The sequence below is a fragment of the Agromyces seonyuensis genome (genome assembly GCF_009789225.1).
GTDB classification, from domain to species: Bacteria; Actinomycetota; Actinomycetes; order Actinomycetales; family Microbacteriaceae; genus Agromyces; species Agromyces seonyuensis.
Map to the genome: position 1 here is coordinate 159,660 of NZ_WSTA01000001.1, position 11,194 is coordinate 170,853.

The 11,194-nt window shown below is 71.1% G+C and carries 9 protein-coding genes; 4 read left to right on the top strand and 5 right to left on the bottom strand.

Annotation, left to right across the window (positions count from 1 at the left end; translation table 11 throughout):
* Positions 1–35: 35 nt before the first annotated feature.
* Entirely contained in the window at positions 36–890 is an 855-nt protein-coding gene (gene panB / locus GB864_RS00705; RefSeq protein ID WP_160422352.1) for a 3-methyl-2-oxobutanoate hydroxymethyltransferase, read from the bottom strand.
* Positions 891–1,049: 159 nt separating this feature from the next.
* On the opposite strand from panB, the gene glnA (GB864_RS00710) reads away from it, so the two are divergent.
* Entirely contained in the window at positions 1,050–2,387 is a 1,338-nt protein-coding gene (gene glnA, locus GB864_RS00710) for a type I glutamate--ammonia ligase (protein ID WP_160422353.1), read from the top strand.
* Positions 2,388–2,394: 7 nt separating this feature from the next.
* Positions 2,395–5,400 (top strand): bifunctional [glutamine synthetase] adenylyltransferase/[glutamine synthetase]-adenylyl-L-tyrosine phosphorylase, encoded by a 3,006-nt coding sequence (locus GB864_RS00715; protein ID WP_160422354.1) that lies wholly within the window; start codon positions 2,395–2,397, stop codon positions 5,398–5,400.
* Between the two features lie 147 nt (positions 5,401–5,547).
* On the opposite strand, the gene glnA (GB864_RS00720) is transcribed toward GB864_RS00715, so the two are convergent.
* The gene (gene glnA / locus GB864_RS00720; RefSeq protein WP_160422355.1) at positions 5,548–6,972 is read right to left on the bottom strand and encodes a type I glutamate--ammonia ligase; all 1,425 of its coding nucleotides are present in this window, start codon (positions 6,970–6,972) and stop codon (positions 5,548–5,550) included.
* A gap of 162 nt (positions 6,973–7,134) precedes the next feature.
* Between glnA (GB864_RS00720) and GB864_RS00725 the strand changes: the two genes are divergently transcribed.
* Positions 7,135–7,551, top strand: a complete 417-nt coding sequence (locus GB864_RS00725; protein WP_160422371.1) for an RDD family protein — start codon at positions 7,135–7,137, stop codon at positions 7,549–7,551.
* A gap of 61 nt (positions 7,552–7,612) precedes the next feature.
* On the opposite strand, the gene GB864_RS00730 is transcribed toward GB864_RS00725, so the two are convergent.
* Both GB864_RS00730 and GB864_RS00735 read right to left on the bottom strand, forming a co-directional pair.
* Complete coding sequence (locus tag GB864_RS00730; RefSeq protein WP_160422356.1) at positions 7,613–8,320, bottom strand: DUF4191 domain-containing protein; 708 nt, start codon at positions 8,318–8,320, stop codon at positions 7,613–7,615.
* A 2-nt stretch (positions 8,321–8,322) separates the two neighbouring features.
* Positions 8,323–9,144 carry a hypothetical protein gene (locus GB864_RS00735; protein ID WP_160422357.1) on the bottom strand — a complete coding sequence of 274 codons (822 nt, stop codon included), beginning with the start codon at positions 9,142–9,144 and terminating at the stop codon, positions 8,323–8,325.
* Between the two features lie 456 nt (positions 9,145–9,600).
* On the opposite strand from GB864_RS00735, the gene GB864_RS00740 reads away from it, so the two are divergent.
* Positions 9,601–10,224 (top strand): hypothetical protein, encoded by a 624-nt coding sequence (locus GB864_RS00740; protein WP_160422358.1) that lies wholly within the window; start codon positions 9,601–9,603, stop codon positions 10,222–10,224.
* Between the two features lie 8 nt (positions 10,225–10,232).
* Here the strand turns inward: GB864_RS00740 and sucB are convergent.
* A partial coding sequence (sucB, locus tag GB864_RS00745; protein WP_160422359.1) for a 2-oxoglutarate dehydrogenase, E2 component, dihydrolipoamide succinyltransferase occupies positions 10,233–11,194 on the bottom strand: 962 nt, incomplete at its 5' end.

An 11,194-nucleotide genomic window follows, 5' to 3' on the forward strand; every position in this document is an offset into this window, starting at 1 on the left:
CGTTGTTTCTCAGGCGGGTGGGACCGGGGGAGCGCTCAGTAGGAGTGCTCGGGGCCGGGGTACTCGCCGCTCGCGACGTCCGCCTGCCAGGCCTTCGCCGCATCCCCGAGGATGCCCGCGAGGTCGGCGTACTGCTTGACGAACTTCGGCACGCGGCCGATGGTCAGGCCCGCCCAGTCGGTCCACACGAGGAGCTGACCGTCCGCGTGCGGGCCGGCGCCGACGGAGATCGTCGGGATCGCGAGGCGCTCCGTGACGGCCTGCGCCGCTTCGGCGGGGACCATCTCGAGCACGACCGCGAAAGCGCCCGCGGCCTGGACGGCCTCCGCGTCGGCGATGAGCTGCTCGAGGCCGTCGCCGCGGCCCTGGATGAGGTGGCCGCCGAGCCCGTGCTCGCTCTGCGGAGTGAAGCCGACATGCCCCATGACGGGGATGCCCGCCTGCACGATGCGGCGGATCTGCTCGGCCGAGCGCTCGCCGCCCTCGAGCTTGACGGCGTGCGCGCCCGTCTCCTTCATGAACCGGATGGCCGTGTGCAACGCCTCCTCGGGGCCTGTCTCGTACGAGCCGAACGGGAGGTCGCCGATGACGAATGCGCGCTTCGTGGAGCGCGCCACGGCCCGCGTGAGCGGGATGAGTTCATCGACGGTGACCGGCAGCGTCGTGTCGTAGCCGAAGACGGTGTTGCCGGCCGAATCGCCGACGAGGAGGAAGTCGATGCCCGCCTCGTCGAAGATGCGGGCCGTGAGGGTGTCGTAGCTCGTGAGGCCGGTGATCTTGATGCCCTGCTGCTTGGCGTTCTGGAAGTGCCGCGTCCGGACCCGCTTGGGGCCGGCCGGGGCGCTCGCGCCATAGGTGTGCTGCTCGGGCGTTTCAGGCTGCGCTGGCATGAGCAGGATTCTAGACCCGGGCCCTGCACGGCGCGGGCCGACGGGGGAGTCGCGCGGGCGCGCGGGCGGGCGTCGAGGCATCCTCGTCATCGCGGCGCAGGAAGCGGCCGTACGGGGCCGTCCGAACTTGTACGCTGGTCGGAGTCAGAGAGGGCAGGGATGGACAAGCAGCGTGACTTCGTTCTCAGGACCATCGAGGAACGAGGCGTCAAGTTCGTACGACTGTGGTTCACGGACGTCGTCGGCACCTTGAAGTCGGTCGCGATCGCGCCGGCCGAGGTCGAAGGGGCGTTCACCGAGGGCATCGGCTTCGACGGCTCCGCCATCGAAGGCCTGTCGCGCACGTCGGAATCCGACCTGCTCGCCTTCCCGGACCCCACGACGTTCCAGCTGCTCCCGTGGCGCGGTGACATCGACCCGACGGCCCGCATGTTCTGCGACATCTCGACGCCGGACGGCGCCCCCGCGGTCGCCGATCCGCGCAACGTGCTGAAGCGCACGCTCGAGAAGGCCGCCGACCGCGGGTTCACGTTCTACACGCACCCCGAGATCGAGTTCTACCTGCTGAAGTCGGCGAAGTTCGGCCCCGAGGGCCCGGAACCCGTCGACAACGCGGGCTACTTCGACAACGTGCCCGGCGGCACCGCCCACGACTTCCGCCGTCGTTCCGTGCGGATGCTCGAGGACCTCGGCATCTCGGTGGAGTTCAGCCACCACGAGGTCGGCCCCGGCCAGAACGAGATCGACCTCCGCTACGCGGACGCGCTCGCGACCGCCGACAACATCATGACGTTCCGCACGGTCATCAAGGAGGTGGCGATCGAGCAGGGCGTGTACGCGACGTTCATGCCGAAGCCCTTCTCCGAGCACCCGGGCAGCGGCATGCACACGCACCTCTCGCTCTTCGAGGGCGAGAAGAACGCCTTCTACGAGCCCGGCGCCCAGTACCAGCTCTCCAAGATCGGCCGGCAGTTCGTCGCGGGGCTCCTGCGCCACGCGCAGGAGATCTCGGCGGTCACCAACCAGTTCGTGAACTCGTACAAGCGCATCTGGGGCGGCGACGAGGCGCCGAGCTTCGTCTCGTGGGGTCACAACAACCGTTCCGCGCTCGTTCGCGTGCCGCTCTACAAGCCCAACAAGGGCCAGAGCGCCCGCGTCGAGTACCGCGCCATCGACTCCGCGTCGAACCCGTACCTCGCGTTCGCGCTCCTGCTCGCCGCCGGTCTCAAGGGCATCGAGGAGGGCTACGAGCTCCCGGCCGAGGCCGAGAACAACGTGTGGGAGCTCTCCGACGCCGAGCGCCGCGCCCTCGGCTACGACCCGCTGCCGACGAGCCTCGACGCAGCGATCCAGTACATGGAGGAGTCCGAGCTCGTCGCCGACACCCTCGGCGAGCAGGTCTTCAACTACGTGCTGGCCAACAAGCGCGCCGAGTGGCGCGGCTACCGGGCTCAGGTCACGAAGTTCGAGCTCGACCGCAACCTCGGCATCCTCTGACGTCGGCATGCCCCGCTCGCCCCTCGGTCTGACCGCTTCGGCGCGGGCGGGGTTCGACGACCTCGGTGCGGCGACCGCCGGTGTGGAAGCGCTCGCGGCCGCGTCCGGGGTCGCCCCTCCGGCGCTGCTCGACGCCTTCGCCCTCGCCGCCGACCCGGATGCCGCGCTCGCGTCGGTGACGGAGCTGCGGCGCCGTGCGCCCGACTCCGTCGACCGGCTGCTCGCGGAGCCGCAGTCCGCCGCGCGATTGAGCCGCCTCGTCGGCGCCTCGCGCGGCCTGGCCGACTTCCTGGGGCGGGAGACGGCAGCCCTCGAGCGCCTGACGGCACCACCGCGGCCGCCCGCGGACGCCGAGGCGGCGCGGGCGACGCTCGTCGCTGCGGTCGAATCGGCGCCGGCCGACGCGGACGTGGATGACCTGGCTCGTCGGCTGCGCCGGGCCTACCGGAGCGAGCTCGTCGAACTCGCAGTCTGGGACCTCGGCGGCGATGCCGTCCCCATCCTCGACCGCGTCGCCGCCGGGCTCGCGGACCTCGCCGCCGCGGCGCTCGACGCCGCGCTGGCCGGCGCACGCCGTCTCATCTCGAACGCCCCCGGCGCCACGGCCGCCTTCGGACGCTACCCCGCCGAACAGGTCGACGCCGTGCGGCTCGCGATCATCGGCATGGGCAAGGCCGGCGCGCGAGAGCTCAACTACGTGAGCGACGTCGACGTCATCTACGTCGGCGACTCCGCCGACGAGGAGATCCTGCCGACCGCCCGCGCCCTCGAGATCGCCACGCGGCTCGCCGTGACCGTCCAGCGGCTCATCGGCGAACCCGGCATCGAGCCGCCGCTGTGGGAGGTCGACCCGAACCTGCGTCCCGAGGGCAAGGACGGCGCGCTCGTGCGCACGCTCGACTCCCACCTCCAGTACTACGAGCGCTGGGCGAAGAACTGGGAGTTCCAGGCGCTGCTGAAGGCCCGCGCGATGGCTGGCGACCGGGAGCTGGGGGAGCGCTACGTCGCCGGCGTCGCACCCAAGGTCTGGACGAGCTCCTCGCGCGACGGGTTCGTCGAGGAAGTGCAGCGGATGCGGGAGCGCGTCACCGCGAACATCCCCGCCGCCGAGGTCGACCGCCAGCTCAAGCTCGGCCCCGGCGGACTCCGCGACATCGAGTTCACGGTCCAGCTGCTGCAGCTCGTGCACGGCGCGACCGACGAGGGCATCCGCCAGCGCGACACCCTCGGGGCGCTCGCCGCCCTCGCTGAGCGCGGCTACGTCGGCCGCGAGGAGGCTGCGGAGTTCGCCGACGACTACCGGGTCCTCCGGGTCCTCGAGCACCGCCAGCAGCTCCGACGGCTGCGCCGCACCCACTTGATGCCGACGGAGCCCGCCGACCTCCGGGTGCTCGCCCGTGCGTCGGGCCTCGCCCGGGGCGCTGACGAACTCGTCACCCGCTGGCACGAGATGCGCGCCCGCGTCCGGCGCCTGCACGAGCGGCTGTTCTACCGGCCGTTGCTCTCCGCCGTCGCGGCGATCCCGGCCTCCGGTCTCGAGCTCACCGACGCCCAGGCGGAAGCGCGCCTGCGGGCGATCGGCTACCGCGACCCGCGCGGCGCGCTCGCCCACATCGCGGCGCTCACCGCCGGAGTCTCGCGACGAGCGGTCATCCAGCGCCATCTGATGCCCGTGCTCATCGCGTGGTTCGCGGATGGCCCGGATCCCGACTACGGCATGCTCGCCTTCCGTCGCATCAGCGATCGTCTCGGCACGACGCACTGGTACCTCGGGCTGCTCCGCGATTCCTCCGAGGCGGCGCTGCGTCTGACCCGGGTGCTCTCGAGCTCGCGGTTCGCCGGCGAGCTCATCGAGTACCTGCCGGAGGCCGTCGCGTGGCTCGAGGACGACGCCGACCTGCGCCCGCGCTCGCTCGCCGCGCTGCAAGAGGAGGGGGCGGCGGTCCTCGCCCGTCATGCCGATCGCGACGCTGCGGCGAACGTGCTGCGCGGCATCCGTCGCCGGGAGATCCTGCGCCTCGCGATCGCCTCGATCCTCGGGACTGTCCGGATCGACGAGCTCGGCCGCGGGCTCAGCGACGTGATGGAGCACCACCTCGGTGCGCTCCTCGAGATCATCCGGCGTGACGACCGCGACGGCCTCGAGTTCGGGATCGTGGCGATGGGACGCTTCGGCGGCCGGGAGCTCGGATTCGGCTCGGACGCCGACCTCATCTACGTCTTCCGGCCGGCCGGCGACGAACCCGAGCGCGCGCAGCGGCGCGCGGTCGCGATCGTCGCCGAACTCGGGCGCTTGGTCGAGGATGCCCGACTCCCGCTCGAGCTCGATGCGGACCTTCGGCCCGAGGGTCGCAACGGCGTCGTCGCGCGTTCCCTCGACGCCTACCGCGCCTACTACGCGCGCTGGTCGCTCACATGGGAGGCGCAGGCGCTGCTCCGGGCGCATCCGCTCGCGGGCGACGCCGGCCTCCTCGCCGACTTCGCCGCGCTGGCCGACGAGATCCGCTACCCGGACGCCGTCACCGAGCACGACGTGCGCGAAGTGAAGCGCATCAAGGCCCGCGTCGAGAACGAGCGGCTGCCGCAGGGCGCCGACCCGAAGCGGCACCTGAAGCTCGGCCGCGGTTCGCTCTCCGACGTCGAATGGTTCGTCCAGCTGCTCCAGCTCGAGCACGCCGGCCGGGTGCGCTCGCTCCGCACGACCTCGACCATCGAGGCGCTCGACGCGGCCGTGGATGCCGGACTCGTCGCGAAGCACGACGCCGCCACGCTCCGCGCTGCGTGGGAGTTCGCGTCCCGCGCGAGATCGGCGCTCACGCTCTGGCTCGATCGCACGACCGATGTCCTGCCGACCGACCGCACGCAGCTCGAGGGCGTCGCACGTCTGCTCGAATACCCGCCGCGATCGGCGACCCGGTTCGAGGAGGACTACCTCCAGACCACGCGCCGCGCGCGCACGGTCTTCGAGCGCGGCTTCTACGGCGAGCCCGAACGGCGCGAACCGCGCTTCTGAGGCATCCGGGCCGCGACCCGCATCGGAGTCGTCCGTCGCCGAGTTTGCCCTGGCCGGTGCGCATTCAGCGTCCCACGCCGAGCGCTCCGGACACGACGAAGCGGGGGCCGCACCGTTCGGTGCGACCCCCGCTCTGGGTTCGTCGGATCAGACGCCGTAGTAGAGCTCGAACTCGAACGGGTGCGGGCGCTGGGCGAGCGGCTTGAGCTCGCGCTCGCGCTTGTACTCGATCCAGGTCTCGATGAGCTCCTTGGTGAACACGCCGCCCTCGAGGAGGTAGTCGTGGTCGGCCTCGAGCGCGTCGAGCACGGCGTCGAGCGAACCCGGCACCTGGGGGATCGACTTGGCCTCTTCGGCGGGGAGCTCGTAGAGGTCCTTGTCGACCGGCTCGTGCGGCTCGATGCGGTTCTTGATGCCGTCGAGGCCGGCCATGAGCTGCGCGGCGAAGGCGAGGTACGGGTTGCCCGAGGCGTCCGGCGCCCGGAACTCGATGCGCTTGGCCTTGGGGTTGGTGCCCGTGATCGGGATGCGGATGGCCGCCGAGCGGTTGCCCGCCGAGTAGACCAGGTTCACGGGGGCCTCGAAGCCGGGAACGAGGCGGTGGTAGGAGTTCACCGTCGGGTTCGTGAAGGCGAGGAGCGACGGGGCGTGCTTGAGGATGCCGCCGATGTACCAGCGCGCCAGGTCGGAGAGGCCGCCGTAGCCGGCCTCGTCGTAGAACAGGGGCTTGCCCTCGCTCCAGAGCGACTGGTGGGTGTGCATGCCCGAGCCGTTGTCGCCGAAGAGCGGCTTCGGCATGAACGTGGCGGTCTTGCCCCACTGCTCGGCCGTGTTCTTGACGATGTACTTGAACTTCAGGATGTCGTCGGCCGCGTGCACCATCGTGTCGAAGCGGTAGTTGATCTCCGCCTGGCCGCCGGTGCCCACCTCGTGGTGCGCGCGCTCGAGGATGAGGCCCGCGTCGATGAGCTTGAGCGAGATGTCGTCGCGCAGGTCGGCCTGCTTGTCGACCGGCGAGACCGGGAAGTAGCCGCCCTTGTACGGGGTCTTGTTGCCGAGGTTGCCGCCCTCTTCGACGCGGCCGGAGTTCCAGGCGCCCTCTTCGGAGTCGACGGAGTAGAAGCTCCCGTTCTGCTTCACCTCGTAGCGCACGTCGTCGAAGATGTAGAACTCGGCTTCGGGGGCGAAGAACGCGGTGTCGGCGATGCCGGTCGAGGCGAGGTACTTCTCGGCCTTCTTGGCGACCTGGCGCGGGTCCTTGGCGTAGATCTCGCCGTTGCGCGGGTTGTAGATGTCGAAGACCATGATGAGCGTGCGCTCGACCCGGAACGGGTCGATGTACGCCGTCGAGACGTCGGGGATCAGCTGCATGTCGGACTCGTGGATCGACGCGAACCCGCGGATCGAGGAGCCGTCGAAGAGCTGGCCGACCGTGAAGAACTCTTCGTCGACCGTCGACGCCGGGATGTTGAAGTGCTGCTGCACACCCGGGAGGTCGGTGAAGCGGATGTCGAGGAACTTGACATCCGTCTCCTTGATGAACTTGAGAACTTCAGAAGAATCACTGAACATGTGACGAATCTCCAAGGGGGCGGGCGGGTGAGACCGGACGTCGATTTCGTACAGCCGGGAGAGACGCTACCGAGAAGGGGTTACCCCGCAGTGACGCAAATGTTTCGGCGGTGTTACACGGTGGGCGCTCGGTAGAATCGGTCGGTGCCCGACTCCACTCCCATGACCTTCGGCGACCTCGACCCCAGCAAGTATCCCGGCGAACGTCTCGGGCTCCCCGAGTCGGGCAGCGGCTCCGTGGCCCGTGCCGGTCGTCGCATCGCGGCGATCTTCGTCGACTGGGGATCGGCGATGCTGATCTCGATCCTGTTCGCGCCGTTCGACTCGCCGCAGTACACCTGGGTGACGCCGCTCGTCTTCGGCGTCCTGCAGGTGGCGTTCATCCCGACCATCGGCGGCTCGCTCGGCCACCGACTGCTGGGCATGCAGCTCGCACCGCTCGCCGGCGGCTGGGTCGGCGTCCGACGTCCGATCGTCCGCACGGTGCTGCTCCTGCTCGTGATCCCGGCACTCGTGTGGGACTCGGACCAGCGCGGGTTCCACGACAAGGTCGCCGGCACGGTGCTGATCCGTCGCTGAACACCCCGAACGCGAGAACGGGCCCGCGCGATGCGCGGGCCCGTTCGGCGTTCGAGGCGGTTCAGCGGAGCTTGCCGCGCTGCGCGCGGACCTTGTTCGGGTCGATTCCCTTCGGGATCGGCAACGAGCCCTGCAGCGAGGCGAGGCGGTTGTTGACGGCTGAGATCTCGGGCTTCGTCAACGCCTTCGGCAGCTTGTTCAGGGTGGGGGAGATGCGGTGCAGTGCGACCTCGCCCTCGCCGGCGCCGACGCGGATGACGGTGATCGGCACGTTCGGGACGATGCGGGCGACCTTGCGGCGCTCGTCGTCGACGAGCTTCTTCGTGCGGGTCTCGGGGCCCTCGACGACGAGGACGATGCCGCCCTTGCCGACCGCGCGGAACACCGCATCCTGGGTCTTCGCGTTGACGGCGACGGGCATCTCCGCGCCGATCCAGTTGCGGCGCAGCCCGCTGCGGAGCACGGCCCCGGAGGCGCCAGGCTGGCCTTCGATCTGCTTGTAGGCGGCGCGCTCGGCGCGACGGCCCAGCACGAGCATGGCGAGCAGGATGCCTGCCAGGATGCCCGCGATCACGAACAGCGTGATGTTCAGCCATCCGCCGCCGAGGACGAGCGCGAGGACCACGGCGAGAGCGATGGGCGCGACGAACACGCCGACGATGTACCACACGGCCAGGGAGTCGTAGCGGCGGGTCATCTGGAAGACCTGCCACATCTGCTTGAGCCGTCCCGGCTCCTTCTGCGCGGGAGCGCTCGAACTGCGTGCCATGCCTACAGGATACCGGCGCCGGAGAGCGCGATCGGACCGTGAGTCATCCTCCACCATCGCGTTCGCTGCAAGGTGATCCACCGCCTGAACGACCGATGCGCGAGGTGGAGGCCGGTCGACGGCACCGTGTCGGCATGACGCCCGCTGCCAGACGCCGCACCGACCGCCGTGAGCCCGCCGCTGTCGCCGATCCCGCCGCGGCCGCACCGTCGCGCCTCGCAGGCTACCGACTGCTTCGGCGACTGGGCGCCGGCGCCGTCGCGGACACCTACCTCGCGATCGCGGAGGGCGATCAGCCTGATGCAGCACCGGTCGTGCTTCGCGCCTTCAGGATGCCCGACGGGGCGCAGGCGATCGCCGAAGTCGCGGCATTGAGCGCCGCATCGGAACGCACTGATGCCGGAGAGGACAGCGGGCTGGCTGCGCTGCCCCGTCTCCTCGACCTCGCCGCCGTCCTCGGCGGGCGCACCTGCCTGGTGCTCGAACGGCTCGCCGGCCCGATGCTGTCCGACGTCCTCGCCGAGCGGCGATTCGCGCCCGGGGAGGCGGTCACGATCCTCGCGCCTATTGCGGCCGGCGTGGTCGCCCTCGACGCTCTGGGCTTCGCGCCGACGGGCCTCGAAGTCTCGGACGTCCGATTCGACCTCGAAGGCCGGCCGCGGCTCACCTCGCTGCCCGGGCTGCTCCGCATCGGATCGGAGTCGACGATCGCGGCGCGTCGGGAGGCGCGGCGCGGTGCGTGGTCGTCGGTCGCACGCATCGTCGATGCCGTACTCGATGCGACGGAGGACGGTCGATCCGCGCCGGTTCGCGGCGTCCTCCATGGCGCGCTCGCATCGGCGGTCTTCGCGGTGCCCGGAGAGGAAGTCGAGCGAGCGCTGTTCGCCTGGGCGCGGGCGCTGCCCGTCCGCGGTGCGAGCGGCGGTATCGCTCCGCCCGTGGAGCGAACGACGTCGCGCGAGCGGGACGCCGAAGAGGCGAGCCTCGGACCCGGCCGCGCGCTCGGCGGACCGCCCGATCTGCAATCGCTGGTGTTCGCTCGGGGAGCGCAGCACGTCACCGCTCCTGGGCCGACGGACCGGCCCTTGGCGACGGCGAGTTCCTCGTGGGCGCACTGGACCGCGTCCGCTCCTGCGTCCGATCCCGGGGCGCACGCGCATGCACTCGAGGGGGTCGCGGCCCTCGGCGACGGAGCGGAGCGGGCGCGGCTCCGGGCGGCACGCCGCAGCAGGCGGGAGGCGCGCGCCGTCGCGGCAGGGTCGAGCGACTTGTGGGAGCGGTTGGCTGCGATCGCCGACCGCGGCGTGCCGCTCGCACGGGTCCGCTTCACCCTCGACCGCTACCGACGCCAGCTCGCCATCGGCGGGCTCGTCGCCGTGGCCGCGCTCGTCGTCGTCTTCACCGTGCTGCCGGCTCCGGGCGCCGGCGTGGAGGCGTCCGAAGGGGAGCCCACCGGAGGACCAACGGTCGTCGGCACCGTACCTCCGGCTGTTCCGGAAGCGACGCCGGCGGCGACCGACGGCGGCGGAATCCCCGAATCCACGGCGTCCGACGACCCCGCGCGCATCGTCGCCGGAGACGACCCGGTCGCCGCCGCCCGCGTGCTCGTCGCCGAACTGTCCCGCTGCCGGGACGAACTCTCGCTGTCGTGCCTCGAAGGTGTGGCGCAGGCGGGGTCGCCGCTCGCGGCAGCCGAGTCGGCCGCCATCACGACCGCGCGCGACGGCGGCGAGATGATCGCGGGAATCGATGCCGATGTCGCCGGGATCGAACGCATCGGCGAGCTCGACGGGCTGGGAGACGCCGTGCTCGTGCGGGTGCCGGGACGCACTGAAACGGAACCGGCCTCGCTCCTCATGATGAGGGGCGAGGCCGGTTGGCGCTTGCGCGAGTGGTTCGGCTGAACCTCGGATCAGATGCCGAGATCTGCCTCGAACGCGCCCTCTTCGAGGCGGTTCTTGATCGTCGTCAGGAAGCGCGCGGCGTCCGCACCGTCGATGATGCGGTGGTCGTACGACAGGGCCAGGTAGACCATCGAGCGGATCGCGATGGCGTCGCCCGCGACGACGACCGGACGCTTCACCACGATGCCGGTGCCGAGGATCGCGGACTGCGGCAGGAACACGACGGGCGTGTCGAACAGCGCGCCGCGCGAACCGGTGTTGGTCAGCGTGAACGTGCCGCCGGCGAGCTCATCGGGCTTCAGCGAGTTGTTGCGCGTGCGCTCGGCGAGGTCGGCGATCTGGCCGGCCAGGCCCGCGAGGTTCAGCGACGAGGCGTCCTTCACGACCGGCGTGAGCAGGCCGCGCTCGGTGTCGACCGCGATCGAGATGTTCTCGGTCGCCGGGTAGACGATCGAGTCGCCGTCGACGGTCGAGTTGATGATCGGGAACGCCTGCAGCGCCTCGGCTGCGGCGAGCGCGAAGAACGGCAGGAAGGAGAGCTTCGTGCCGGTCTTGGCGGCGAAGTCGGCCTTCACCGCGTCGCGGAGCTTGGCGACCTTGGTCACGTCGACCTCGACGACCGACGTGAGCTGCGCGGTCGAGGTCATCGACACCACGGCGCGCTCGGCGACGACCTTGCGCAGGCGCGTCATCGGGACGGTCGTGCCGCGCAGCGGCGAGGCCTCGAGCTTCGTCGCCGGAGCGGCGGCGGGGGCCGCAGCGGCAGCGGGCTGCGCCGAGAGCACGTCCTGCTTGCGGATGCGGCCGCCGACGCCGGTGCCCTGCACCTGGTTGAGGTCGACGCCCTGCTCGCTCGCGATCTTGCGGACGATGGGGGTCACGTAGGGGGCGCCGGCGTGCGACGCGGCCGCGGGAGCGGCGGGGGCCGCCGGGGCGGCGACCGGAGCCGGGGCGACCGGGGCCGGCGGCG